This window comes from Kribbella sp. NBC_01245 (assembly GCF_036226525.1).
In the GTDB taxonomy this organism is placed as follows: domain Bacteria; phylum Actinomycetota; class Actinomycetes; order Propionibacteriales; family Kribbellaceae; genus Kribbella.
On the sequence record NZ_CP108487.1, the window covers coordinates 4241318 to 4266747 of the forward strand.

Annotated in this window: 23 protein-coding genes; 10 read left to right on the forward strand and 13 right to left on the reverse strand. The window is 67.1% G+C overall.

Annotated elements, in window-relative coordinates; translation table 11 throughout:
- The first annotated feature begins 6 nt into the window (after nt 1–6).
- The 3 genes from sdhA to OG394_RS18815 all read left to right on the forward strand — a co-directional run bounded on the left by sdhA (nt 7) and on the right by OG394_RS18815 (nt 3419).
- Nucleotides 7–1749: a succinate dehydrogenase flavoprotein subunit gene (gene sdhA, locus OG394_RS18805; protein WP_328996699.1), complete on the forward strand. Its 1743-nt coding sequence runs from the start codon at nt 7–9 to the stop codon at nt 1747–1749.
- The gene (locus OG394_RS18810) at nt 1749–2453 is read left to right on the forward strand and encodes a succinate dehydrogenase iron-sulfur subunit (RefSeq protein WP_328996700.1); all 705 of its coding nucleotides are present in this window, start codon (nt 1749–1751) and stop codon (nt 2451–2453) included. The genes sdhA and OG394_RS18810 overlap by 1 nt, the downstream gene beginning before the upstream one ends.
- Nucleotides 2454–2732: 279 nt before the next feature.
- Nucleotides 2733–3419 carry a uridine kinase gene (locus tag OG394_RS18815; RefSeq protein WP_328996701.1) on the forward strand — a complete coding sequence of 229 codons (687 nt, stop codon included), beginning with the start codon at nt 2733–2735 and terminating at the stop codon, nt 3417–3419.
- Between the two features lie 4 nt (nt 3420–3423).
- On the opposite strand, the gene OG394_RS18820 is transcribed toward OG394_RS18815, so the two are convergent.
- The 4 genes from OG394_RS18820 to OG394_RS18835 form a co-directional block, all read right to left on the reverse strand.
- A complete protein-coding gene (locus tag OG394_RS18820) occupies nt 3424–3573 on the reverse strand; it encodes a hypothetical protein (RefSeq protein ID WP_328996702.1) in 150 nt (49 codons plus the stop codon).
- A gap of 57 nt (nt 3574–3630) precedes the next feature.
- Nucleotides 3631–4389 carry a DinB family protein gene (locus OG394_RS18825; RefSeq protein WP_328996703.1) on the reverse strand — a complete coding sequence of 253 codons (759 nt, stop codon included), beginning with the start codon at nt 4387–4389 and terminating at the stop codon, nt 3631–3633.
- A 136-nt stretch (nt 4390–4525) separates the two neighbouring features.
- A complete protein-coding gene (locus OG394_RS18830) occupies nt 4526–4957 on the reverse strand; it encodes a hypothetical protein (RefSeq protein ID WP_328996704.1) in 432 nt (143 codons plus the stop codon).
- Between the two features lie 412 nt (nt 4958–5369).
- Nucleotides 5370–5939 (reverse strand): DinB family protein, encoded by a 570-nt coding sequence (locus tag OG394_RS18835; RefSeq protein WP_328996705.1) that lies wholly within the window; start codon nt 5937–5939, stop codon nt 5370–5372.
- A gap of 320 nt (nt 5940–6259) precedes the next feature.
- Between OG394_RS18835 and OG394_RS18840 the strand changes: the two genes are divergently transcribed.
- Nucleotides 6260–6772, forward strand: a complete 513-nt coding sequence (locus tag OG394_RS18840; protein WP_328996706.1) for an RNA polymerase sigma factor — start codon at nt 6260–6262, stop codon at nt 6770–6772.
- Nucleotides 6765–8006: a sialidase family protein gene (locus OG394_RS18845; protein ID WP_328996707.1), complete on the forward strand. Its 1242-nt coding sequence runs from the start codon at nt 6765–6767 to the stop codon at nt 8004–8006. The genes OG394_RS18840 and OG394_RS18845 overlap by 8 nt, the downstream gene beginning before the upstream one ends.
- A 159-nt stretch (nt 8007–8165) precedes the next feature.
- Here OG394_RS18845 and OG394_RS18850 read toward each other — a convergent pair whose 3' ends face one another.
- A complete protein-coding gene (locus tag OG394_RS18850; protein ID WP_328996708.1) occupies nt 8166–8576 on the reverse strand; it encodes a DUF2000 domain-containing protein in 411 nt (136 codons plus the stop codon).
- A gap of 49 nt (nt 8577–8625) precedes the next feature.
- Here OG394_RS18850 and OG394_RS18855 point away from each other — a divergent pair, with 49 nt between their 5' ends.
- Nucleotides 8626–9408: a helix-turn-helix transcriptional regulator gene (locus tag OG394_RS18855; RefSeq protein ID WP_328996709.1), complete on the forward strand. Its 783-nt coding sequence runs from the start codon at nt 8626–8628 to the stop codon at nt 9406–9408.
- Here OG394_RS18855 and OG394_RS18860 read toward each other — a convergent pair.
- The 7 genes from OG394_RS18860 to OG394_RS18890 form a co-directional block, all read right to left on the reverse strand.
- Nucleotides 9380–9601: an SCO4848 family membrane protein gene (locus tag OG394_RS18860; protein WP_328996710.1), complete on the reverse strand. Its 222-nt coding sequence runs from the start codon at nt 9599–9601 to the stop codon at nt 9380–9382. The genes OG394_RS18855 and OG394_RS18860 overlap by 29 nt on opposite strands.
- Nucleotides 9602–9605: 4 nt before the next feature.
- Nucleotides 9606–12368 carry a helix-turn-helix transcriptional regulator gene (locus OG394_RS18865; RefSeq protein ID WP_328996711.1) on the reverse strand — a complete coding sequence of 921 codons (2763 nt, stop codon included), beginning with the start codon at nt 12366–12368 and terminating at the stop codon, nt 9606–9608.
- 137 nt (nt 12369–12505) lie between these two features.
- Nucleotides 12506–13222: a FadR/GntR family transcriptional regulator gene (locus OG394_RS18870; RefSeq protein WP_328996712.1), complete on the reverse strand. Its 717-nt coding sequence runs from the start codon at nt 13220–13222 to the stop codon at nt 12506–12508.
- Between the two features lie 9 nt (nt 13223–13231).
- Nucleotides 13232–14011, reverse strand: coding sequence for a 3-oxoacyl-ACP reductase (locus tag OG394_RS18875; RefSeq protein ID WP_328996713.1), 780 nt, complete (start codon nt 14009–14011; stop codon nt 13232–13234).
- A 3-nt stretch (nt 14012–14014) separates the two neighbouring features.
- Nucleotides 14015–15373: an aldehyde dehydrogenase family protein gene (locus tag OG394_RS18880; protein ID WP_328996847.1), complete on the reverse strand. Its 1359-nt coding sequence runs from the start codon at nt 15371–15373 to the stop codon at nt 14015–14017.
- Complete coding sequence (locus tag OG394_RS18885; protein WP_328996714.1) at nt 15373–16104, reverse strand: gamma-glutamyl-gamma-aminobutyrate hydrolase family protein; 732 nt, start codon at nt 16102–16104, stop codon at nt 15373–15375. The genes OG394_RS18880 and OG394_RS18885 overlap by 1 nt, the downstream gene beginning before the upstream one ends.
- The gene (locus tag OG394_RS18890; protein WP_328996715.1) at nt 16085–17446 is read right to left on the reverse strand and encodes a glutamine synthetase family protein; all 1362 of its coding nucleotides are present in this window, start codon (nt 17444–17446) and stop codon (nt 16085–16087) included. The genes OG394_RS18885 and OG394_RS18890 overlap by 20 nt, the downstream gene beginning before the upstream one ends.
- Before the next feature lie 196 nt (nt 17447–17642).
- On the opposite strand from OG394_RS18890, the gene eat reads away from it, so the two are divergent.
- Entirely contained in the window at nt 17643–19079 is a 1437-nt protein-coding gene (gene eat, locus OG394_RS18895) for an ethanolamine permease (RefSeq protein WP_328996716.1), read from the forward strand.
- A gap of 803 nt (nt 19080–19882) precedes the next feature.
- Here the strand turns inward: eat and OG394_RS18900 are convergent.
- Nucleotides 19883–21037, reverse strand: a complete 1155-nt coding sequence (locus tag OG394_RS18900) for an IS30 family transposase (protein WP_442914290.1) — start codon at nt 21035–21037, stop codon at nt 19883–19885.
- An 820-nt stretch (nt 21038–21857) separates the two neighbouring features.
- On the opposite strand from OG394_RS18900, the gene OG394_RS18905 reads away from it, so the two are divergent.
- The 3 genes from OG394_RS18905 to OG394_RS18915 all read left to right on the forward strand — a co-directional run bounded on the left by OG394_RS18905 (nt 21858) and on the right by OG394_RS18915 (nt 25417).
- A complete protein-coding gene (locus OG394_RS18905; protein WP_328996717.1) occupies nt 21858–23171 on the forward strand; it encodes an MFS transporter in 1314 nt (437 codons plus the stop codon).
- Nucleotides 23172–23254: 83 nt separating this feature from the next.
- Entirely contained in the window at nt 23255–24208 is a 954-nt protein-coding gene (locus OG394_RS18910) for a zinc metalloprotease (RefSeq protein WP_328996718.1), read from the forward strand.
- A gap of 54 nt (nt 24209–24262) precedes the next feature.
- Nucleotides 24263–25417 carry a D-alanyl-D-alanine carboxypeptidase family protein gene (locus OG394_RS18915; RefSeq protein WP_328996719.1) on the forward strand — a complete coding sequence of 385 codons (1155 nt, stop codon included), beginning with the start codon at nt 24263–24265 and terminating at the stop codon, nt 25415–25417.
- Nucleotides 25418–25430: the final 13 nt, after the last annotated feature.

A 25430-nucleotide genomic window follows, 5' to 3' on the forward strand; every position in this document is an offset into this window, starting at 1 on the left:
TCTGACATGCAGCGCCATCAGTACGACGTGGTGATCGTGGGCGCGGGCGGCGCCGGTATGCGGGCCGCCCTCGAGAGCAGCAAGCGCACGCGGACCGCCGTACTCACCAAGCTCTACCCGACCCGGTCCCACACCGGCGCGGCCCAGGGCGGCATGTGCGCCGCCCTGGCCAACGTCGAGGAGGACAACTGGGAGTGGCACACCTTCGACACGGTCAAGGGTGGCGACTTCCTGGTCGACCAGGACGCGGCCGAGGTGATGTGCCGCGAGGCCGTCGACGCCGTGCTCGACCTGGAGAAGATGGGCCTTCCGTTCAACCGGACGGCCGAGGGCAAGATCGACCAGCGCTTCTTCGGTGGGCACACGCGCAACCACGGAGAGGCCGTCGTACGGCGCTCCTGCTTCGCCGCCGACCGCACCGGCCACATGATCCTGCAGACGCTCTACCAGCAGTGCATCAAGCAGAACGTCGAATTCTTCAACGAGTTCTACGTCCTGGACCTGCTGATGGTCGCCGGTAAGGCAACGGGCGTCGTCGCGTATGAGCTGGCCACCGGCGAGCTGCACATCTTCTCGGCCAAGTCGATCGTGTTCGCGTCGGGCGGTTTCGGCAAGGTCTTCCGCACCACGTCGAACGCGCACACCCTGACCGGTGACGGCATGGGCATCGTCTGGCGCAAGGGCCTGCCGCTGGAGGACATGGAGTTCTTCCAGTTCCACCCGACAGGTCTCGCCGGCCTCGGCGTGCTGCTCTCCGAAGCCGCTCGCGGTGAGGGCGGAATCCTGCGGAACAAGGACAACGAGCGCTTCATGGAGCGCTACGCGCCAACCGTGAAGGACCTCGCGCCACGCGACATGGTCGCCCGCGCGATGGCCAACGAGGTCCGCGAGGGCCGTGGCTGTGGGCCCGACGGCGCGTACGTGATGCTCGACCTGACCCACCTCGAGCCCGCGCATATCGACGCGAAACTGCCGGACATCACCGAGTTCGCCCGGACGTACCTCGGCGTAGAGCCGTACACCGAGCAGATCCCGGTCTTCCCGACCGCGCACTACGCGATGGGTGGCATCCCCACCAACATCAAGGGTGAGGCGCTCGCGAACAACGACGACGTCATCCCCGGCCTGTACGCCGCCGGCGAGGTCGCGTGCGTCTCGGTGCACGGCGCCAACCGCCTCGGCACCAACTCGCTGCTGGACATCAACGTCTTCGGCCGCCGTGCGGGTATCGCCGCCGCGGAGTACGCCGCCGGCGTGGACTTCGAGGAGCTGCCGGACGCGCCCGAGACGTTCGTGGTCGACCTGATCGAGGGCATGCGCGACGCGACCGGGACCGAGCGGGTGGCCGCGATCCGGGCCGACCTGCAGGCCACGATGGACCTGAACGCGCAGGTCTACCGGACCGAGGGCTCGCTCAAGCAGGCGCTCTCCGATATCGAGGGCCTGAAGCAACGATTCGCCCAGGTTTCCGTTCAGGACAAGGGCAAACGGTTCAACACCGACCTGCTCGAAGCCGTCGAGCTCGGCTTCCTGATCGACCTGGCCGAGGTGCTGGTGGTGTCCGCGCTGGCCCGCAAGGAGTCGCGTGGCGGTCACTTCCGCGAGGACTACGCGACCCGCGACGACGTCAACTTCATGCGTCACACGATGGCCTACCGGTCGATCGATGACGAGGGCAACGTGAACATCCGGCTGGACTACAAGCCGGTCATCCAGACCCGCTACAAGCCGATGGAGCGCAAGTACTGATGGACGTCAAGGTCAAGATCCTCCGCTACAACCCCGAGGTCTCGCCCGACCCGGAGTGGAAGACCTACTCCGTCACCCTGCAGCCGACCGATCGGGTGCTGGACGCACTGCACAAGGTCAAGTGGGAGCAGGACGGCACGCTGACGTTCCGCCGGTCCTGCGCGCACGGCGTCTGCGGTTCTGACGCGATGAAGATCAACGGGCGCAACCGGCTGGCCTGCAAGACCCTGATCAAGGACCTGAACCCCGAGAAGGAGATCACCGTCGAGCCCATCAAGGGCCTGCCGGTGCTCAAGGACCTCGTGGTCGACATGGAGCCCTTCTTCGACGCCTACCGGTCGATCATGCCCTTCCTGGTCACCGACGGACACGAGCCGACGCGTGAGCGGATCCAGTCCCAGGCCGACCGCGACCGCTTCGACGACACCACCAAGTGCATCCTCTGCGCAGCGTGTACGACGTCGTGCCCGGTCTTCTGGTCCGACGGCCAGTACTTCGGCCCGCAAGCGATCGTCGGCGCCCACCGCTTCATCTTCGACAGCCGCGACGAGGGTACGGAACAACGCCTCGAGATCCTCAACGACAAAGAGGGCGTCTGGCGCTGCCGCACCACCTTCAACTGCACCGAAGCCTGCCCCCGCGGCATCGAAGTAACCAAGGCCATCCAAGAAGTAAAACGCGCCCTGATCTTCCGCCGCGTCTAACGGCCATCTTCCGCTGGTACTCGGCGTCCCGCTCAGCTTTCGGCAGGGGCCCGGCCGCGTCGTCCCCCCGACGACCCGCCCGGGCCCTCCGCCTTTTCCGTTCATCGGACCCTTGTGACGCGGCGTGTCGGCGTTCATCGGTCCCTTCTGACCATCGAATCGGCCGCGTTTAACGCGACCGCCGCGTCCTCACCACCAAGGCCGCTGAAAGTCGGCTGACATCATCGGTACGACGCCTCACCGGACTCCGGGTGGGGCATTCCGGCGACGGGAGACGTGGTGAGCCGGCGTACCGACGCTCTGACCGAGTTGGCCGATGCCGTCCTGGCCGTCGAGCGCCCACATCCGGTGCGGGTCGCGATCGACGGCTGCTCCGCGGCGGGTAAGACGACGCTCGCGGACGAGTTGGCCGACACTCTGCGCGCCCGGACCGGCCGCGAGATCATCCGGGCCGGCATCGACTACTTCAAGCGTGCTCCGGAGCTGCGGACGGCGTACCCGATCGAATCGCCGGAGAGCTACTACCTGGATACCTGGGACCACGACGCGATCCGCGAACGGCTGCTGATGCCTCTCGGTCCGGGCGGCGACCGCCGGTACACCACTGCGATCGGGGAGCCCAACGGACGGCCGCTGTCCGAGTCATCTGTCCACACAGCCGATCCGGATGCGGTGCTGCTGGCGGACGGCGCGTTCCTGCAGGTACCGGCGCTGATCGAACACTGGGATCTGCGGATCTACGCGCACGTCAGCTTCGACGAGGTCCTCCGACGCGGCACCGCGCGCGACCAGGCATGGATGCCTTCGGCCGCCGCGGCCGAGGAGCGCTACCGCACCAGGTACATCCCAGGGGAGCGCATGTACGTCGATCAGATCCAGCCGCGTTCCCAGGCCCAGATCGTCGTGGACAACGAGGACTTCGCCCACCCGACAATCACCTACCGCTTGGCGAACCCTGATCCCTAGTGAGTCAGTCGGTTTCGGCGCGCTGGCGCTGTATCCGCCGGTCATAGAGGGCATACAGCCCGGTGGCGATGAGACAGGCCCAAACGTAGGTGTTGCTGATCAACCGCTCGCCGAACCAACGATCGCCCGCAGCTTCATCGCTGACGAGCTCCACCGCCCCGCTCGCCACCCAGCCGTTAGCCGACACTGCTTCGCATGAGCGGGAGTGACCTCACCCGGCGCCGGCCTCGAGCTGGGCGAGGTCGCGCACCGCATAACGGTGATGCTCGGCCTCTTCCTTCAGCACCACCTTGAGGCAGCGGCGTACGACGTACTCCTGGTCGGGATACGGGTCTGCCGGTTTGCGACCGCATACCCGGTCAAGCTCGGCCTCGGTAAGCCCGTCAACGACCCGCCGCATCGTCGCCATGCGGGCCAGCCGCAGCGCGAGCACCTCGTCGAGCGTCGGGGTGGCCTTGAGGGTGAGCCCGAGCTTCGCCGCGTCGTCGGGCGGCATCCCGCCGGCAGGGAAACCCAACGGGTGGTACGGCGCTTCCTCCTCGAGCACGGCATTGCCCAGCCAGGCATCGCTGGCGAACAGCAGGTGCCGGTTCGTCTCGACCAACGACCACTCGCCGTCGACCTGCTCGTACAACTTGGCCTCGGGCAACAGCCGGGCCCGGTCGAGCGTCGCCTCCCACAGCGCCTCGATCGCATCCCACGCGGCCCGGTAGTCGTCGGGAGACTCGGCCTCACGCGCCAACACCCGCGCCGGGTGCTGCCGGTCGAGCTCGCCCTCGACGTACGCGGTCACATCAACGTCATTGACAACAACACGCTCGAAGTCGCCACCGAGGTAGACGTCGCTCCCATAGCAGTCCACGACCTTCAGACCGCTGACCTCACAATCGCGAATCTCAAGCCCAGCAAGCTCGCACAAGTGAATGCGCCCACCACGAAACTGATCACTCTGAACATACTCAGCAGCCATCGCAGCAGTCTCCCCCGCCCATCCCGCCCACGCCAAGTCCCGGAGCCTGCAATAGACGCGCCCCGTGGCAATCCCGGTAACGCCAGATGGTGGAGGGCTTCCCCGGGACGAAATCCTGGATTAGGCGGTGCGTTCGTCAGTCTCTGATTTCGTTCCATTGGACGCTGCAGCGCGTTGGGGAGCTGCAGATCTGGATTCGGATTCGGTCGATGCCGCCGGGAAGGAGGGGGTCGCCGAGATTGAAGTCGTACGGGGCGACAACCGCCTGGTTCGGATATGGCACGTAGCTTGTCGCGGAGTCGACCTTCGTCGAGCCGGCGAAGGCATCCCAGTGGACCATCGTGATTGCACCAGGAACCTTGTTGACGACATCCCCTGCCACTCTGGCCGTTCTGTTGCCCCAGGTGATGTCGCCGGAGACGGACATGGTGCAGGCCTGGTCGACGCAGATCCGGAAGTAGTCGGGAGCGAATTCTGTACTGGCCGAAGCGGATGACTGTCCGCCCGCTACAGCGACGACTGCTGCGGCAGCGGCGGTTGCCAGCGCTCTGCGGACCACACTTTGCATGTCGAGTCTCCTCCGGCTGGCCCATCAAGGTCGGACCCAAGTCCGAGATCTCTGCCTCCGTCTGGCCAGCAGGTTGCATGAACGTGCAACGCCACCCGCTCACCCGGGCGCCGGGTCCAGGCTCGGCGGCGCGGGCGTTTGAGCGGCGCGCTGAGGTTGCCGGTTGCTGCAATCGCATGCTGTTGAGGTGCTGGACGCAGGCTCACAGACTGGGCGGTCTTGCAGCGTCCAGTGAGGAAGCGAGATTGACAATGGGTTCATTGCGCCGAGTCGTCGCCGTCATGGCCATGGCGATGGCTCTCATAGGTTCTGCCCAGCCGGCCCATCGGGCCAGGTTTCTGTCTGTGCTGGCGTGAAAACCGATATTCGGGACTGATCACGGACTCGAGCTCCCGCCAAGCAGCCGGGCTCATCAACACCCGTTGGGTGACCTCCACGCATAGAGGTCACGCAGCAGGCAGATCTCGGCACCGTGGTGGATCACCTCGACGTGGACGTACATGACCTTCCGCGCAATGGGGGCGTCTGCGAATTGTGCCGGTGCCAGGGCCCCTTGCGGTCGGGTGATGCCCGCAATACCGAGGCTGCACACGTCAGCGATCCATGCCTCGAAACCCTCGTCAAGCTGACGTAACGCCGCCCGAGCAGAGCCCGCAAAGTCGACGCCAGGCGGGTCAGCGGTCGTAACCTCGAAGTGCGGACCCGTTGGCGCGCCAAAGACATCAATGAGGTGCGCGAGCCGCCACGCGATCGTGGTCACTGGCTCGCGGTCGTGGGGCGGTTGGGCGTAGTCCATCGTGAATTCACCGCTACCCAGGGAGATCGGCGCGGAACTCTCACCACGTCTCCGCAGCGACCAACTGCCGGAGACCGGCTCCCAGAAGAACTCGTCGTCGGTCAGCCCGTCGAGGCGGGGCCGAAGTCGGTTCCGCCAGTGCGACTCCACCTGATCCACAACTTCGGCATTCCAATCAATCTCCACGCCTCAGACCTATTCACGGCATGTCGGCTGTGGTCAAGGCAGGTTGAGGTGGAACGGACGGCCTACTCCCGTGCCCACCAACCCGACAGCTCAAATCGGTGGATCCGGGTTGAGAAGGGCGGATTCCGACGAATGAGTGGTTGGGGTGGCTGGCCCGCGCCGTTGGTCACAAGGGCCCGATGAACGGCGACACGCCGCGTCACAAGGGACCAATGAACGGGGGGGAGGCGGATGGGTGTGATGTGGGTCACGGGGAGCAACCGGGGTGGGGTGGCGGGGGTCGTTGGGGGGTGAGCGAGAGGCTGGGGGCTGGAGGGGCGATGGGTGGGCAAGAGCGGGTTCGGGAGATCTATGACGGGTGTTATCGCCGTTTGGTCGGGCAGTTGTTCGCGATTTGCGGGAGCTTGACCGAGGCGGAGGATGCGGTGCAGGAGGCGTTCGTGCGGGCGGTCGAGAGGCCGAGGCGGTTCGCTCAGGTCGACAACCCGGAGGCCTGGTTGCGGACGGTCGCGCTGAACGTCGTACGTACGCGTTATCGCCGGGCCAGCCGGTTCAGAGGACGGCTGGCGGAGGCGATGCCACCACCGAATACCCAATTGCCCGGGCTTTCGGCGGATCATGTCGCGCTCGTGGACGGACTGAGGCAGTTGCCGTACGAGCAGCGCGAGGCGATCACGCTGCACCACGTGGCCGATCTGCCGGTGCGGGAGATCGCCGCGATGCTCGGCGTACCGGAGGGCACCGTGAAGGCCAGATTGTCCCGGGGCCGGGCCCGGCTCGCACCACTTGTGCACGAATTCGTCGACGACGCCGAGGAGGTCGGCCATGTCTGAACTGAAGGATCTCGCCTGGTCGGTCCAGGAGCAGGTCGAGCCCACCCCGTTCGACACCATTCACCAGAAGGGCACCCGCAGGCGCCATCGCAAGCAGCTCTTCGCTGCCGCAGGTGCTGCCGCCGCGACGGCCGCCGCCGTTTTGGCCGTGACGCTACCGACCAGCCTGCCCAAGGGCGACAACGCTCCTCCCCCGATCGTCACCCAACCAACGACGATCGTCACCCCGCCAACGACACCCGCGCCGGACCACAGCACGAACCCGGCCGGCGAGGCGTTGATCCGGTCGGCCGACGCGAACGTCGCCAGCGCCTTGTTCGCAACGCCGTCCAGCTGGATCGCGGCCTGGTCCGATTGCGAACCACAGCCCTGCCGCTATGCCGCGCGAATCCAACGAGCCGGGATGAGCGTCGCCACCTCGATCACCGACAGCTGGTTCGACCTGGTGCAGCAGGGCGATGACGTCTACGGGCTCATCACCCCGGACGCGAATCCGCTCACGGCCGCCGACCCGGCCTGGGCGAAGTCCCGACTGGCGAGCCTGACCAGCAAAGGCCTGGAGGAACGGCGTTTGCGGATGGCCGCGGCGACCACGACGTTCGGTGCCGATGAGGTGCTGGTTGGCGAGGGCTCGCTGCGGGTGCTCAACCTTCGTACGGCGACGCTGCGCGATCTCACGCTGCCGGTGGACCTCGGCCGGGGGTATTCCCCGGTGCAAGGGCCGAACGGGCGTTGGTGGATCACGGCCGCCAAGGAGAACGGCAAGCCGTGGCAGATCGCGTGGACGGACGACGGCGGCAAGACCTGGCAGCGGCACACCGTCAGTGATGGCGCCTTGCCGAGCCGGATCGCGGTGAGCCATGACGGCCGGACGATTGTGGCGACCTCTTGGCACGACGGCGCGACCTTCGAGGCGATCGGCAGCGTGGTGATCTCCACCGACCGCGGCGTCAGCTGGCGCACGGTCCAGGGCACGCCGTGGGCCCGGATGGGCGGGCCGGTCCCGTTCGACGACGGCACGGCCGCGCTGCTCGGCATCCAGCCCGAGAACAACGCGAAGCCGACGGGCTATCTGATCGGCACCGACGCGAAGGCCCGCAAGGCCGAGGGGTGGCCGAAGCAGCTGGAGGATCTCGACGGCGACGGCAAGTTCCTCCACGGCAAGAGCAGTCCGACATCGCTTGCCATCAGCAACGATCGCGGCGAGACCTGGCGCACGATCACCCCGCGCTAGTGTCCTGAGTCAGAAGTTCGTGCCTTAGCTCCGGTGTCCAGGTGCGTGCATCGCAAGGCGGAGGAGGGGAGCAATCTTTTTCGATTGTGACCCGACGACAACGCAGCGAGGTGCGTGCCTGGGCGCCGGAGATGAGGTGCGAACTTCTGACTCAGGACACTAGGAGTGCATGCGGGCGCCTTTCAGCACTTTGTCGACGGCGTTCTTCGGACCGTGCAGGGCCAGCCCGACCAGGTCGAGCTGGCCCTGCGACACGGCCCGGACGGCGGCGCGGTTGTCGTCGTCGTTGCCGCTGGCAAACAAGTCCGACGTGAAGATTGCCAACGGCAACGAACGGCCGACCGCGCGAGCGTGGGCCGCGACGAGGACCTCCTTGCCGCCTTCGAAGACGAGCACGGGCTGCCGGAACATCGGCAGGTACGGCGTCCCGTCCGCGTCGGCGTACGGCGCTCCGATCAGCTCGGGTAGTCGCGTACCCAGGCCGCTCACGAGGAAGGACGTCACGTTCAGGCGTTGCCAGCTGAGCAGGTCATCCCGCAACAACACGGCGATCTTGGTATCGAAGTTCACCCCACCACTCTGGCCAACCGCCCGACCAGGTGTCTTGTACGTTTTAAACGTGGATCCCAAGGTCACAGCGTGGCGCCCGCCGGTGGAGGGCATTCGCGAGGTCTTGCACGCCCACTTCCCGACCCACGCGTATCCCAGTCACGTCCACGACGCGTGGACGTTGATGGTCCTCGACCACGGCGTGGTGCGGTACGGGCTGGACCATCGCGAGCACGGCATCGTCCAGGCCGAGGTGACCGTGCTGCCGCCGCAGGTGCCGCACGACGGCCGTTCGGTCAAGCCCGGTGGGTTCAGCAAAAGGGTCATCTACCTCGAGCCCGACGTACTGCCGCTCGACCTGATCGGCGCGGCCGTCGACCACCCGGGCCTGGTCGATCCGGTCTTGCGCCAACGGCTCCACCAGCTGCACGAGGTGCTGGTGCAACACCACGAGGACCTCGAAGCCGAGAGCCGTCTGACCTTGATCAAGGAACGCCTCGGACAACACCTCACGCACCGCGTCCAACCCCAGTGGACCAAAGACCAGGGCATCGCCGTACGCCTGAGAGAGCTGCTCGACGCCCGCACGACGGAGGGCATCACCCTGGCGGAGGCCGCCGGTGAACTGCACGCCCATCCGGCTCATCTGGTGCGGGCGTTCGCCAAGGAATTCGGCCTGCCGCCGCATCGGTACCTGACCGGACGCCGGGTCGATCTGGCCAGACGCTACCTGCTCGACGGACAGCCCGCGGGCGAGGTCGCCGTACGGGCCGGGTTCTACGACCAGTCACACCTGAGCCGGCATTTCCGCCGGATCCTCGGGGTCAGTCCGGTTGCGTACGCGAGGACTTGAGCGCCTTCGCGCCCCACGTCCCGAGCACGGCGGCGATGCCGAGATTGACGACGATCAGCACGGCGTGAGCCACGTAGTAGCCGGTCGGGCGGCCTTCGGTCTTGGCCAGGTTCTTGATGAACGTGGCGTAGGTGAGAACGTTCCAGACGGCGACGCCGAGCAGGAACAGGGCATGTTTGCGTTCGAACTTCACGGCCCTATTGTGCGCTGCCGCGATCGACCATTCGCAGCAGCTGGGTGCGATTCGCGACACCGAACCGGCGGTAGAGCCGGGTCAGCTGCGATTCGACCGCCTTCACGCTGAGGTAGAGCGCGGCCGCGATCTCCCGGTTGGTCGAGCCGTCGCGGACCATCGCGACGATCTGCAGCTCGTTGTCACTCAGCTCCGACGGCTGCCGGGTCCGGCTCGGTACGTCGAGGCGGGCCAGCTCGGTCTCGGCCACCTCGCGCCACGCGGGCGCACCACTTCGGTCGAACTGCTCGATCGCGTCGAGGAACGCGGACCGGGCGACCGAGCGGCGCCGGGCCTGCCGCGCGATCCGGCCGCGGGCCAGCTCGCACCGGGCCAGGTCGAGCGGGTAATACCGATCGCCGGCGCTCGCCACGGTCTGGTCGAGCAGCTCCAGGGCCTTGCCGGGATCGCCTTGTTTCGCGACCAGCAGCGCCTCCACCCGGCCGAGGCCGACCATCGTCACCTGGCGATCGAGCTTCACCGCCCGGTCGCGGATATCTGTGATCACGGCGGCCGCCTCGACGGTCTCCCCCGTGGCGATCAGCGCCTCGATGTAGTCGGCGTGCCACGGAATCACCGCCGGGTCGAACGGCATCGCCGCTTCCCGGAACTTGTCGATCGCACCGAAGGCCGCGACCGCGCGCTGCGGATCGCCGAGCAGCAGCGCGGCCATCCCGCAACTGGCCAGCGCAGGGCCGGTCCACTCCTCGTTGGTCACCTGGTGACACCGCTCGAGCGCCGCCTCGGCGAGATCGCGGGCCGCGGTCGCCGTACCGCCGGCCCATTCAGCGCGGGCGGCGACGACCATCGCGACCTCGGGTTCGTCACCGATGTCGAGCATCAGCTGCAGGCACTCCTGGCCGGCGGCGAGGGCGTCCGCACCGCGGCCGCTGCGCTCGAAGATGGCCGTCGCGGAGATCAGCACCGAGGCCAGCCAGCTCATCGCGCCGACCGCGCGCACCTCGTCGGTCAGCGCGGTGATCGCGTCGACGGCCTCGGCGGTCTCGCCCCGGAACAGCTTGCGCATGGCGGCCATCTGGCGTGCGTGGACAACGCTCTTGGTCAGTTTGAGGCCGGCCGCCAGGCTCGCCGCCTCGGCCAGCAGCCGGTCGGACTCGCCGGTGGTGTTGCCGTCGTGGATCTCGACCGAACTGGCCGCGTTCAGGGCGTCGACCACGGCCTCGGTATCACCGCAGCGACGGCCGAGCTCCTCCGCGATGTGGGCGTCCTCGGCGGCATCGCGCAGGCGCCGGTCGAAGTACGCGCTGGCGCTGCGCTGGATCCGGACCCGCGCCTCCAGCCGGTCGTCGCCCTCGGCATCGGCGAAGGCTTGGTCGAGCAGCGCGAGCCGCTCGTCCCGGTCGGACCAGACGGCGTCGATCAGCAGCAGCAGGGCCTCGACCCGGGTGCAGGCGTCGGGCGCGATCTGGACGGCGAGCCGGGCGACCTCGGCCGATTCGGCCAGATGCCCGGCCGAAGCCGCGGCCTCGGAGGCGCAGGTCAACCGGCTAGCGCGCTCGCCCGGAGCGTCTGACGGCGTACGGTCGGCCGCGAGCCGCCATAGCGTCGCTGCCGCGCCGGGCGCTCCCCTGCCACCCGCCACGGTCGCCGCCTCGTCCAGCGAAGCGGCGAGGCTCGCGTCGGCCTCCTGCGTGGCGAGGGCGCGGTGCCGGGCGATCTCCACGGGCTCGTCGACCACCGCGGCGAGACGCGCGTGAGTCTGCCGCCGGGTCGCCGAGGTCGCGTCGGCGTACACGAACTCGCGCAGCAACGGATGGCTGAAGCGCAAGCGGCCGGACGAGATGTCGATCAGGCCAACCCGCTCGGCCGCGGCCAGCTCGGCGTCGATCGGGCGGCCGAGGGACAGCGCGAGCTGAGCGACGGTCGGCCGCGGGGACGACGCCGCGTGCAGCAGGAGCTCGCGCGTACCCGGGTCGAGGTCGGCCAGGCGATCGCCGAGCAACGTCTTCAACCGGCTCGACACCGGCAGGGGGTCGTTCGGCGACACGCCCTCGGGATGCCGGAGCACGGCCCGGCCGAGCTCCAGGGCCATGAACGGATTGCCCGCGCTGGCCGCGAAAATCCGGCGCGCGGTCCGGACGGGCAACGGCTCGTACAACCTGGTCCGCAGCAGCGCGAGCACGTCCTGCTCGGTCAGCGCAGGCACCTCGACCTGCAGCACCGGCTCGGGGCAGGCCTCGGCCATCATCGGCAGATCCCCGTCGGCGACCTGCTCGGTGGCGAGCATCTGCACGCCCTCGGTGAGCCTCCGAGCGCAGAACGTCAGCACCTCGAGGCTCGACGGGTCGGCCCACTGGATGTCGTCGACGACCAGCAGCACCGGACCGTTGGTGGCGAGGCGCCGCAGCACATGCAGTACGGCGAGCCGCACCGCGAGCTCATCCCGGACCGAGTCGGGGGCGCTCGCCTTGAGCAGCGCCACCTCAAGCGGTTGGCGGAGATGGTCCGGCAGCACCTGCCAGGCCAGTTCGAGCTGGTCGGAGAGCAGGTCCAGCAGGGTGACGTACGGCAGGCCGGCTTCGCTCTGTGACGGCGCGGCGCTCAGCACCCGGCAGCCGGCCAGGGCCCGCTCGGCCACCAAAGAGCGGCCGATTGCGGACTTCCCGATCCCGGTCGGGCCGTAGAGCAGCACGCTGCCAGCCGTTTCGAGCTGTTTTTGGGCGCGGTCGACCAGGCCGGCGCGGCCAATCAGCTCGTCGTCAGTCATCGGACACATTCTCCCGAAGGAACACCTTCCCCCACCATCACAGCTCCATGCCAATGGACACCTCGAGTGTCATACCAGTAAACCCTCCCGTCACCCGCCGTACCCAGCATTCGGCCATTGTGCGTGGCGGGTTTGGGTCACGTGAGAAACGCGCGCAATAGTGCCGCGGTGCCGGCGAGATGTTCGTACATGGCCAACCGGGCCGTTTCGGGGTCGCCGGCGAGGATGGCCTCGACGATCAACTGGTGCTGCTGATCAGAGTGCACGATATTGCGTTCGAGCAGCGGGATCGCGTCCAGCAGCTCGTTCAGCCGCATCCGCGCGTCGGCGACGGCCGAGGTGAGCGACGGTGAGCCGCTGACCTCGGCGATCGCGAGGTGCAGCCGCGAGTCCATCCGGCGATAGTCGCCCAGTTTGGCCGCGCCGGTATCGGCCAGGCAGCGGCTCAGGTGTTCTCGTTCAGCCGGACTGAGCGCCCGCGCCGCCGCCGCTTGGGCCGCGCCGCATTCCAGTGCTGACCGCAGCACCAGTGCGTCCTCCAGGCCGTCGCCGAGTTCCAAAGCGATCTTGCGTTTAGGGCGGGCCCGGGGTTTCGGTAAACGATCGTTCACGAACGTGCCGCCGTAACGACCGCGGCGCGATTCGACGTACCCCGCCTCGGTCAGGGCGCGGATCGCCTCGCGCAGGGTGACCCGGCTGACGTTCAGCCGGGCCGCCAGGTCACGCTCGGACGGCAATCGGTCACCGGGCGCGACCACGCCCAGTTTGATTGCCTGTAGCAACCGCTCGACCGTCTCCTCGAACGGATTCCCCGTCCGGACCGGCCGGAACAGCGCCTCATCCGCTCCGCTCACGGCTAGAGCCTAGACCGGGGTGACGTACGCCCCGGAGATGCCGCCGTCCACCAGGAACGTGTTGGCGGTGATGAAGGACGAATCGTCGCTGGCCAGGAAGGCCACCGCGGCCGCGATCTCCTCGGGCTCACCGAAGCGGCCCATCGGCACGTGCACCAGGCGACGGTTGGCCCGCTCGGCGTCCTTGGCGAACAACTCCTTGAGCAGCGGCGTGTTGACCGGGCCCGGGCAGAGCGCGTTGACCCGGATGCCCTGCCGGGCGAACTCGACGCCCAGCTCACGGCTCATCGCCAGCACGCCACCCTTGGAGGCCGAGTACGAGATCTGGGAGGTCGCCGCGCCCATCACCGCGACGAACGACGCGGTGTTGATGATCGAGCCCTTGCCCTGCTTCTGCATGTACGGGATGGCGTATTTGCAGCAGTAGAACACCGAGGTCAGGTTGACCTCTTGCACCTTGCGCCAGGCCTCGATGCCGGTCTCCAGGATCGACCCGTCCTCGGGCGGCGAGATACCCGCGTTGTTGAAAGCGATATCCACGCTGCCGAAAACCTCGTTCGCCTGCTTGAACAGGTTCTCGACGTCGGTCTCGCTGGTCACGTCGGTCTGCACGAAGAGGCCGCCGACCTCGTCCGCGGCGGCCTTGCCGGTGGCCGGGTCGAGGTCGCCGATCACGACCTTGGCCCCCTCGGCCGCGAGCCGGCGGACACTGGCCAGGCCGATCCCGCTCGCACCACCGGTGACGACCGCGACCCTGTCAACGAGCCGGCTTGCCTTGACATCGGTCATTACTCAGTCCTCCGTGCTGATGAAGATGTTCTTGGTCTCGGTGAACGCGTCCAGCGCGTCCGGCCCGAGCTCGCGACCGAGCCCGGACTGCTTGTAACCGCCGAACGGCGTCGAATACCGCACCGACGAGTGCGAGTTGACCGACAGGTTGCCCGCCTCGACACCCCGCGCCACTCGGAGCGCGCGGCCGACGTCCCGGGTCCAGATCGAGCCGGCCAGGCCGTACTCGGAGTCGTTCGCGATCCTTTGGGCGTCCGCCTCGTCTTCGAAAGGCACCACCACTACGACCGGGCCGAAGATCTCCTCGCGCGCTGCTTCGTGTTGCTCGCTGACCGGCGCGAGAACGGTCGGCGCGAACCAATAGCCCGGGCCCTCCGGCTTGCTGCCGCGGATCGCGACGGGCGCGTCGTCAGGCACGTACGCCGAAACGCGATCGTGCTGCGCCTTCGAGATCAGCGGGCCCATCTCGGTCGCCTCGTCCGCCGGATCGCCGACCTTGACGCCCTTGACGGCCGGCTCAAGCAGCTCCATGAAACGGTCGAGGACCTTGCGCTCGACCAGGATGCGCGACCTCGCACAGCAATCCTGGCCCGCGTTGTCGAACACCCCGTACGGCGCTTGGGCGGCCGCCTTCTCCAGGTCGGCGTCGGCGAAGATGATGTTCGCGCTTTTGCCGCCGAGCTCCAGCGTCACCCGCTTCACCTGGTCGGCGCAGCCCGCCATGATCTGCTTGCCGACACCCGTCGAGCCGGTGAAGACGACCTTCCTGACTTTCTCGTGGGTGACGAAGCGCTGGCCGACGACCGTGCCCTTGCCGGGGATGATCTCGAGCACGCCTTCGGGGATACCCGCCTGCTTGGCGAGCTCGCCGAGGCGGATCGCGGTCAGCGGGGTGAGCTCGGCCGGCTTGAGTACGACGGTGTTGCCGGCGGCAAGCGCTGGGGCGAAACCCCAACCGGCGATGGGCATCGGGAAGTTCCACGGCACGATGACGCCGACCACGCCGAGCGGTTCGGCGAAGGTGATATCGATGCCTCCGGCAACAGGTATCTGCTTGCCGAAGAGCCGCTCGGGTGCTGCCGAGTAGTAGGTCAGCACGTCGCGAACGTTGCCCGCCTCCCAACGGGCATTGCCGATGGTGTGGCCCGAGTTCTCAACCTCGATGCGGGCGAGATTCTCCAGGTCCGCGTCGACCGCGTCGGCAAAGCGCCTGAGCAACCGGCCGCGGTCGGCGGGACTGACTTCACGCCATTTGAGGAAGGCCTTCGCGGCCCGGGCGATCGCCGCGTCGGTCTGCTCGAGCGAGGCCAGCTCGATCGAGGTCACGACCTTCTCGGTCGCCGGGTTGATCACGTCGTACATCACTTCGCGGCTCTTTCCTTCTGTGCTTCTGCGACTAGTGCGGTGAACAGGCGCAAGTCGTCCGGGAATTCCTCCGGATGCCACTGCACACCAAGGGCGAATCCCTTGCCTGGCAGCTCGACGGCCTCGATCGTGCCGTCGCCGGATCGTGCCGTGACCCGCAATTCCTTCGCGACCTTGTCGATGGCCTGGTGGTGATAGCACTGAACCGTCGTGGTGTCACCGAGTACGTCGTACGTCAGGCTGTCCGGCTCGATCTTGACCTCGGTACTGCCGAAGACCGCGGGCTCGGGTCGATGGTTGTGATGGGCAACGACGTCCGGGAGGTGCTGGTGCAACGTGCCACCTAAAGCGACGTTGAGCATTTGCAGACCGCGGCAAATGGCCAGTAGCGGCAGATCTCGTTGCAGGGCCGCGTGGATCAGGATCGCCTCGTGCTGGTCCCGCCCGGGCCGGGTGTCGACCGTCTCCGGATGGGCCTCAGCGCCGTACCCCGCGGGGTCGATATCGCAACCGCCCGCGATGACGAGACCATCCAGGATGTCGAGCACGTCGGGATCGGTGCCGACCGGCGGCAGCAGCAGCGGTACGCCGCCGGCCGCGTCGATCGCGTCGAGGTAGACCCGGGGCAGCAGCGCCGCGTCGCGATGCCAGACACCCCAGATCGTCGGCTCGAGGTAGGTGGTGATGCCGATTCGGGGCCGCTTCTTTTTAGAGTCTCTCGAAACCACGGATCCGCTCCCAATCGGTCACCGCCGCGTTGTAGGCGTCGAGTTCGACCTTGGCGGCGTTGACGTAGTGGTCCACCACATCGTCGCCGAAGGCGTTGCGCGCGATCGCGCTGTTGCCGAAGAGCTCCGCCGCCCGGTCGAGCGTCGTCGGCACATGCGGCTTGTCCGAGCTGTACGCGTTGCCCTCGAACAGCGGCTCCGGGTCGAGCTCGTTCTCGATACCGTGCAGGCCGGACGCGATCAGGGCCGCGACCGCCAAGTACGGGTTGACGTCGCCGCCTGGCAGACGGTTCTCGACTCGCAAGGACTCGCCGTGGCCGACTACGCGCAGGGCGCACGTACGGTTGTCCAGGCCCCAAGCGACGGCCGTCGGCGCGAAGCTGCCGGGCACGAATCGCTTGTAGGAGTTGATGTTCGGCGCCAGGAAGTACGTGAACTCTTCCAGGCAGGCGAGTTGGCCCGCGATGAAGCGTTCCATCAACTGGGAGAACCCGTGCGGCCGATCGCCGGCGAGCACCGCCTCGCCACTGGTCGACCGGAAACTCAGGTGGATATGGCACGAGTTGCCCTCGCGTTCGTCGTACTTCGCCATGAACGTGAGGCTCTTGCGATGCTGCGACGCGATCTCCTTGGCGCCGTTCTTGTAGATCGAGTGGTTGTCGCAGGTCCGCAAAGCTTCGTCGAAACGGAAGGCGATCTCCTGCTGACCGAGGTTGCACTCGCCCTTGGCCGACTCGACGTACAGCCCGGCGCCGGTCATCGAATTCCGGATATCCCGCAGCAGCGGCTCGACCCGGGCGGTGCCGAGCAGCGAGTAGTCGACGTTGTACTGATTGGCCGGTTCGAGGTGGTTATAGCGCTTGTCCCAGGCCGCTTCGAAGGTGTCGTTGAAGACGATGAACTCGAGCTCCGTGCCGACGTACGCCAGCAGGTCGCGCTCGGCGAGGCGGTCGAGCTGCTTGCGCAGGATCTGCCGCGGCGAGGCCGGCATCGGTTTGCCGTCGAGCCACTGGATGTCGCAGAGCACCATCGCCGTACCGGGAAGCCACGGGACCAGGCGGAGCGTGTCGAGGTCCGGCGCCATCAGCAGATCGCCGTACCCCTTCTCCCAGGAGGACATCTCGTAGCCGTCGACCGTGTTCATGTCGACGTCGACGGCGAGCAGGTAGTTGCAACCCTCGGTGCCGTGGGCGAGCACTTCCTCGACGAAGTAGCGCGCGCCACATCGCTTGCCCTGCAGGCGCCCCTGCATATCCGTGATGGCGACCAGAACCGTGTCGATCTGGCCGGAGCCGACCAGATCGCGAAGTTGCTGCACGCTCAGCTTGCCGTTCGATGTCACGCTGACTCCCGGGCGGTTGGCGGGTCGCTATTGGTCTGCGATCAGTCCATTGAGCTCATGGTAGGCCGCTCGCCCACACCAATGTCAATGTGCGCGATCCCTTGACACCACCCGCCTCGGCGGCCAGACACTAGTGGTCTGGCCGTAGACCATTGACTGCCCGATTGGTCCGGCCCGGCGATCGGAGGCCGCGGCGATGAAACGTAAAGCGAACGTCGACTACCAGCAGGTCGGCAAGGAATACCTCGAACACCGACAACTCCGGAGGGGCGCGGCCGGCTGGGTGCTGCTCGCCGGTCTGGGAGTCGCGTACGTCATCTCCGGCGACTTCGCCGGCTGGAACTTCGGTCTGGCCGAAGGCGGGTGGGGCGGTCTGCTGATCGCGACCGTACTGATGGCCACCATGTACACGTGCATGGTCTTCGGCCTGGCCGAACTGGCCTCCGCCATCCCGGTCGCAGGCGCCGGCTACGGCTTCGCCCGTCGCGCCCTCGGCCCACTCGGCGGATTCGCCACCGGTGTCGCCATCCTGATCGAGTACGCGATAGCGCCCGCCGCCATCGCGACCTTCATCGGCGGCTATATCGAAGCGCTCGGGCTATTCGGTTTGACGAGCAGCTGGCCGGTTTACCTCGCCTGCTACATCATCTTCGTCGGCATCCACTTGTACGGCGTTGGCGAGGCGCTTCGGTTGACCATGGTCATCACGGGTATCGCCGTGGTGGCGTTGATCGTCTTCGTGGTCGCGATGATTCCGCAGTTCTCGGTCGACCGGCTTTTCGATATCGAGCCGACGACTGCCGCAGGGGCGAACGACTTCATTCCCTTTGGTTATGCGGGGATTTTGGGAGCGCTGGTTTACGGGATTTGGTTCTTCCTCGCGGTTGAGGGTGTGCCGTTGGCTGCCGAGGAGGCGCGGGATCCAGCCAAGGACATGCCGCGCGGGATCATCACGGCAATGCTCATCCTGCTGGGTTTTGCCGCGTTGATGCTGGTCTTCGCACCTGGTGGTGCCGGGTCGAGCACGATCGCGGAGTCGGATAACCCACTGCCGGAGGCTTTGCGTACGGCGCTCGGTGGCGGCACGTGGGTCGCGGATTTCGTGAACTACGTGGGGCTTGCGGGGTTGGTGGCTAGCTTCTTCTCGATTGTTTACGCGTATTCGCGGCAGTTGTTCGCGTTGTCGCGGGCCGGGTATCTGCCGCGCTTCTTGTCGATGACTGGTTCGCGGAAGACGCCGTACCTGGCGTTGATCGTTCCTGGGACCATTGGGTTCCTGCTTGCGGCGATCACGAAGAATGGTGCGCTGCTGATCAACATCGCGGTATTCGGCGCGACTGTGTCGTACGTGTTGATGATGCTCGCGCATATCGTCCTGCGTGTCCGGGAGCCCGGTCTGGAACGGCCGTATCGGACGCCCGGTGGCATCGTCACGACGTCGGTCGCTCTGGTGCTGGCAATCGCCGCGGTCGTCGCAACGTTCTTCGTCGACGAACTGGCGGCTGCGATCACGGCCGGCATTTTCGTCATCGCTGTCGCGTACTTCTGGTTCTATAGTCGGCACCACTTGGTGGCGTCGGCTCCGGAGGAGGAGTTCGCGGCGATCCAGCAGGCGGAGTCGGAGCTTTCCTGATTCCCTTTACTTGCTGGTCATTGGTGGGCACCCGTCCCCTGAGTTCTTGCGAATTGTCAGGCCGGTCCGGGCCGCGTCAAGGGTTTCATCGGCTGACGCCGACGCATGCGCGCCCTTGACCCGGCCCGAACCAGCCAAGGACAGCGGGCTATTCAGGGGACGGGTGCAGTCTGACCGGGTGGGGGCCTGCCGGGCACTGCCGCGTCAACTTGGCGCGTCAACTTGGCGCGTCAACTTGGCGCGTCAACTTGGCGCGTCAACTTGGCGCGTCGAGTTGGCGCGTCGGGTGGGCGCGTCGAGTTGGCGCGTCGGATTGGGCGGACGTGCACGACCACACGACGGCCAGTTTCCGCAGAAAGCGGGCCCTTTCGGTGCCTCGCGTGGGCGTGCACGTCCGCCGCGGACCGCTACGCAGCCACAAGTCCAGTTTTCGGCGGGTTGAAGCGCTTCACTCTCAGGTTGTGGCTGCGCGGCGGTCCGCCCCGCCCAGCTTTGTGAGCCCACTGGACGCTCCCCGGGCCGGAAACGTCCAGCAGCTCACAACGACGACGACTCGCCCCAAACCGACGACCCGCGCCGCATCGCCAGCCGTGCGTGCATCTTCCTGAGCGCCCGAATTCGTGCGTAATCCCCTCGAGTTGTGGGTTCCGGACCGCTTATCTGGCACCGGAACCCAGGACTTCAGGGGACAACGCACGATTTCGGGCCAAGCGGGCCGCCCGGGCAGTCGCTGGCCATGCCGGAGGAGGGTGACCACCTCGGAATGGCGGTTTCGAGGGGTCGTTGCAACACCGGGTTGGTTTCTAGGTGGTGAGTAGATCACGTAGGCGTTCGGCTGGGGTGTCCCAGTCGAGCGTTTTGCGTGGTCGCCCGTTGAGTTCTTGGGCGACGTGTTCGAGGTCTTCGGGTCCGTGGATGCTCAGGTCGGTGCCCTTGGGGAAGTACTGGCGCAGTAGTCCGTTGGTGTTTTCGTTGGTGCCGCGCTGCCAGGGGGAGTGCGGGTCGCAGAAGTAGACGGCCATGTCGGTGGCGATGGAGAACTGTTTGTGTTTGGCCATTTCGCAGCCCTGGTCCCAGGTCAGCGAGCCGCGCAGATGGCCGGGCAGGGTTTTCATCGTCGCGATGAGACCGTCGCGGACCTGTTCGGCGTCGTGGCCGCCGGGCAGGTGGACCAGCATCGTGTAGCGGGTGGTGCGTTCGACCAGGGTGGCGATCGCGGACCGGTTGTTCTCGCCCATGATCAGGTCGCCTTCCCAGTGGCCGGGAACCGCGCGATCGTCGGCCTCGGCGGGCCGCTCGGAGATCATGATCATCTCCTCGACGAACCGGTGCTGGCGCTGGCCGGGCTGGCGTTGTGGTTTGCGGCGGGTCCGTCCGGTGCGCAGCGCGGTCTGGACTTCGCGTTTGAGGCCGCCGCGGGCCTGGAAGTAGAGCGCCTTGTAGATCGTCTCGTGGCTCACGCGCATGCTCTCGTCGTCGGGGAAGTCCTTGACGAGCCTGTTCGAAATCTGCTCCGGCGACAACTTCCGCTCCAGACCCAGCTCGACCTGCTCACGCAACGCGGGATCGGTGACCAGCTTTGAGGTCTTGGGCCGGGCCCTGGCGGCCGCAGCGTCGCGGTGGGCCTGGTGGGGCAGGTAGGTTCCTTCAACACTGTGGGCGCGGATCTCACGAGAGACTGTGGACTTGTCCTTGCCGATGCCGGCCGCGATCGCGGTCAAGGTGAGTTTGTTGACCCGCCCATCGGCGATCGCCAGCCGCTGGTCCAGGCACAGGTAACGGTCGCTGATCACCGCGTCAGCTGATGGGGTCATGGAAGTGGAGTATCGGGTTGTGGTGCCGTAGTCCACGACCCGCCCATCGGGATAGACCCGCGTGTTGCCCACCCTGCGGACCCCGTGATGCCAGTCCCGCGCAGTACCCGGATGCACGCCCACCTCCTTGGCTGCGCGCGTGATGGACCAGCCCGCCTCCAGCAACTCCTCGAGGCGGACCCTGGCCTGGGTCTTGCGTTTCACGGCCCGCACCGCGGGAACCAGCCCGGCCACGACAAGGATCCGCCGGGCAGTGTCATGCCTCAACCCGCAGGCCGAACCCGCGCCAGTGATGTTCCCCGATTCCTTGAACACCGCGATGACCTGCTCCCGCAACGCATCAGTGATCACCGTGCGCGGACGCGAACCACGGCCACGAGCCCGCAAGATCTCATAGCCACGACCACGCCCGATCCCCAACGACTCACACGCAGCCGCTACCCCGACCCCCGAATCCACCAGCCGCAACAAGGCAGCACCGTGACGCTCGTTGTCCTCCACAAACGACATAACCATCACAACTCCTCAAATCGAGGTGTTGCAACAACCACGTGAACCCGCCAATCCGAGGTGGTAACCCACTCTCGCAATGGCTCCCCCCTCGCAAGCGACGACCTAGGCGGCGCGCGACGACCTAGGCGGCACCCGAAGACCTACGCACGAGGAGACCTCTGCGGCATACGAAGACCTATGCATGCGCAGACCACAGCGGACGGGACGGCTCGACGCAAACGGGCAGACCTCACCCGGCCCCCTGATAGCCCGCCGCCCATGGCCGGTTCGGGACGGGTCAAGGGCGCGTCAGCGTCGCCGCCAGGCGATGAAGCCCTTGACGCGGCCCGAACCGGCCTGACAATTCGCAAGACTCAGGGGGCCGGGTGCCCACCAAGAACCCAACACAACGATCCCACATATCAAGACCATCTATCCCAAATAGCGGATGGTTCGAGATACCCTCAACGACGTGCCCGATGACGAGCTGGTTGTGTCTTATCGCTGGGTCGTGCTCGGGATCGGGTTGTTCGCTATGACCGCAGGGGCCGCCTACGCGCAAGGGTTGGCGTCCATTACGCCTGCACTGCGAGCGCACTACGGCATCCAGCTCGGGACCATCGGCGTACTACTCGGCGCCGTCTCCCTCGGCATCACCCCCGCCGTACTCCCCTGGGGCCTGGCGGCCGACCGATGGGGCGAGCGGCCGGTCATGGCGGTCGGCATGCTCTCGGCGGCGGCGTCGCTCGTTTTGCTCGCCCAGCAACGTCACCTGGCGGCAGTCGTCGGACTACTCGTCGCAGGCGGGGCGGCCAGCGCGTCGGTGAACGCGGCAAGCGGGAGAGCTGTCATGCAGTGGTTCCCCGCCAAGGGCCGCGGACTTGCCATGGCGATCCGCCAAACCTCGTCGCCACTTGGGGCGGGTTTGGCGGCCGTCGTCTTGCCACCATTCGCGCGCGCCTACGGCGTACCGGCCGTCTATTACCTACTGGCCGCCTTCTGCACGTCGAGCGCGATCGCCGTACTTCTCTTCATGCGGCCAGCGCCGCCTGCCCAACCGGCAGTGCCCAAGGCCACCCCGCACCCGATCGACAGCCCCGACCCGACCAGAGCCACGAGCCCGAGCGAAGCAAGCAGGCCGACCAGAGCAAGCAGGCCGAGGTCGGTTTTGAGGGACCGACGGCTGTGGATCGTCAGCTTCGCCGCCGGCCTGCTAGTCGTACCGCAGTTCGCCCTGACCGCACTCCTAGTCGAATACCTCACCACCGCCCAAGCCGTCACAGTAAGCGCCGCCGCCCTAGTACTGGCCGTCGCTCAAGCCGGCGGCGCCGTAGCAAGATTGGTCAACGGCGCCTGGACCGACCGCACCACCGAGCGGATCGGCCCACTCGCGATCGTGGCCGGCCTGATCGCCGCAGGATGCGCGGCAGTCGTCGCAACCGCCGGCGCACCAACCCCCGCCGTAATCATCGTCATCGTCCTGGCAGCAACCCTAGCCATCTCCTGGAACGGCATGGCCAACCTAGTCGCGGCCGAGCTAGCCGGCCCAGAACAGACCGGCGCCGCAATCGGCCTAGAGAACACCCTCGCCTTCCTCGCGGCCGCCGCCACCCCGCCCGTCCTGGCCGTGATCATCACGCACACCTCGTGGACCGTCGGCCACGTCATCCCCGGAGTGGCCTCGGTGATCGCCTGCATCCTCCTGATCCGCGTACGACGACAGATCCGCATCGCCGGCAACCAGGCGGAATTGCCTACTTCTGCCGTGGCACGATCCGGACAGTAAACGGCTTTGCACTTGCCGGGATGACGCCCAAAATCTCCTCAACCGGCCGCCCGCCCAGCGGCCCGATCCGAGGAGCGCACCCCATGCGATCTCTCATTACCCGCCCCCGCGCGCTGGCCGTCATGGTGGCCGGCATCGCGCTCACGTTCAGCCCACTCGGCGGTTCGGCTTCGGCCCAGCTGCCGGCCGACGGCCTGGACTCGCTGAACTGCGTCACGCCAGACGGCGTACCGGAGTCCCAAGCTGCTCGTGGCGGCAACGACGCCGACCACCGCGAGGTCAGTGCGGCCGAGATGGCCAAGATCGACGCCCGTACCGCGTCCATCGTGAAGGCGAAGCAGGCTCGCGGCCTTGCCCCCACCAACGGCCGACTGGCCGCCGCGACCGTGCCCGTGTACGTGCACGTCATGCGCAGCAGCAGCGGCGCCGGCGATGTGACGAACACCCAGATCTCCCAGCAGATCGCCGTACTGAACTCGAACTTCCGTGGCGCCGAGTCGAGCCAGGCCGCGAACACCGGCTTCACGTTCACGTTGGCCGGCACCTACCGGTACAACAACTCGACCTGGCACACCGACGGCCAGAGCACGACGTACCGCTCGCAGACCCGCAAGGGTGGCAAGAACGCGCTGAACATCTGGCTGGTCAACTTCAGCTACCTCGGCATCGCGACCTTCCCGTGGGACTACTCGTCGAACCCTTCTATCGACGGGATTCGTGTGCAATACACGTCGCTGCCCGGCGGTAGCGCCACCAACTACAACCTCGGCAAGACCGCGACGCACGAGGCCGGCCACTGGTTCGGGCTCTACCACACGTTCCAGGGCGGCTGTACGTCCACGAACGACCGCGTCTCGGACACCCCGGCGCAGAGCAGCTCGACCAACGGCTGCCCGGTCGGACGGGACTCCTGCTCGCTGCCGGGTCTGGACCCGATCCGCAACTACATGGACTACTCGTACGACTCTTGCTACAACCAGTTCAGCCCGGGCCAGAGCTCCCGGATCAGCAGCATGTGGACGGCGTACCGCGCCTGATGTTCGTCAACCCCTTACGACAGCTGCACCCGGGAGCGGCATAGAGTGCCCGCGATGCGTGCCCTTCTGACCGCTCTGGCCGCCACCGCACTGGTGGTCATGCCGGCAGCGACGGCGAGTGCCGCCGACGGTAACCCCTTCACGGGGCCCGTCGGCGGTGCTCGGCTGGGTACGACGGCGGTGGTCGAGTCCGAAGGTGGGCAGGCGCCGCCCGTGGTCAAGGCCGGGGCGTGGCTGATTGCGGACATCGGTACGGGCGAAGTGCTAGCCGCCAAGGCTCCGCACGCGCAACTCCGGCCGGCCAGCACGCTCAAAACGCTGACCTCACTCGTACTGCTGCCGCGTCTGGACAAGACGGACCAGATCGTCGGCAAGTACGAGGACGCCGCGATCGAGGGCAGCAAAGTCGGCGTCCACCCCGGCCTGACGTACAGCGTGGAACTGCTCTTCCAAGGCCTCTTCCTCGCATCCGGCAACGACGCCGTGCACGCGTTGTCGAACCACGACCAGGGTGGCCTGCCCGCGACGATCGCCCGGATGAACGCGACCGCGGCCCACCTCGGCGCGTTCGACACCCACGTCACCGATCCGACCGGGCTCGACGCCGACGGCCAGCTCAGCAGCGCGTACGACCTGGCGTTGTTCGCCCGCGCGGGTCTGGCCCGGCCGGACTTCCGCCGGTACGCCTCGACCAAGGTCATCACCTACCCGCTGGCCGACAACGCCGGGCGCTACCAGGTGGCCAACCAGAACAACCTGCTCTTCAGTTATCCCGGCGCGATCGGCGTCAAGACCGGCTACACCACGCTGGCCCGCAACACCTTCATCGGTGCGGCGACGCGCGACGGCCACACCTTGGTGGTGACGATGCTGAACTCGCCGCACGGTGTCACGGCCGACGCCGCCACCTTGCTGGACTGGGGTTTCGCCAACCGGGACAAGGTCACGTCGATCGGCAGACTCGTCACCGCGACCGACGTGGCGCGCGCCCGCGGCGTGCCCGCGAAACCGCGAGTGGTCAACCGGGCGGGGACTTCCTCCGGCCAGGACGACGTGCCGATCAAGCCTCCGCGTAGTCCCATGCACCTGGGCGGCACCGACGTACTCGGTCTGCCCTTCTGGCTGTTCCTGCTCCCACCGGCGGGCCTGGTGCTCTTCCTGTTCCGCCCGAAACCCGTAGTCGCGAAAGCCCGTCGCGCCAGGCGATAACTACCGCCGTACG

Coding starts and splice junctions, on each gene's coding strand:
- sdhA (WP_328996699.1), top strand. CDS start 7: ATGCAGCGCCATCAGTACGACGTGGTGATCGTGGGCGCGGGCGGCGCC.
- OG394_RS18810 (WP_328996700.1), top strand. CDS start 1,749: ATGGACGTCAAGGTCAAGATCCTCCGCTACAACCCCGAGGTCTCGCCC.
- OG394_RS18825 (WP_328996703.1), bottom strand. CDS start 4,389: ATGGCTGCTGAGTATGTTCAGAGTGATCAGTTTCGTGGTGGGCGCATT.
- OG394_RS18830 (WP_328996704.1), bottom strand. CDS start 4,957: ATGCAAAGTGTGGTCCGCAGAGCGCTGGCAACCGCCGCTGCCGCAGCA.
- OG394_RS18840 (WP_328996706.1), top strand. CDS start 6,260: ATGGGTGGGCAAGAGCGGGTTCGGGAGATCTATGACGGGTGTTATCGC.
- OG394_RS18845 (WP_328996707.1), top strand. CDS start 6,765: ATGTCTGAACTGAAGGATCTCGCCTGGTCGGTCCAGGAGCAGGTCGAG.
- OG394_RS18865 (WP_328996711.1), bottom strand. CDS start 12,368: ATGACTGACGACGAGCTGATTGGCCGCGCCGGCCTGGTCGACCGCGCC.
- OG394_RS18875 (WP_328996713.1), bottom strand. CDS start 14,011: ATGACCGATGTCAAGGCAAGCCGGCTCGTTGACAGGGTCGCGGTCGTC.
- OG394_RS18880 (WP_328996847.1), bottom strand. CDS start 15,373: ATGTACGACGTGATCAACCCGGCGACCGAGAAGGTCGTGACCTCGATC.
- eat (WP_328996716.1), top strand. CDS start 17,643: ATGAAACGTAAAGCGAACGTCGACTACCAGCAGGTCGGCAAGGAATAC.
- OG394_RS18910 (WP_328996718.1), top strand. CDS start 23,255: ATGCGATCTCTCATTACCCGCCCCCGCGCGCTGGCCGTCATGGTGGCC.
- OG394_RS18915 (WP_328996719.1), top strand. CDS start 24,263: ATGCGTGCCCTTCTGACCGCTCTGGCCGCCACCGCACTGGTGGTCATG.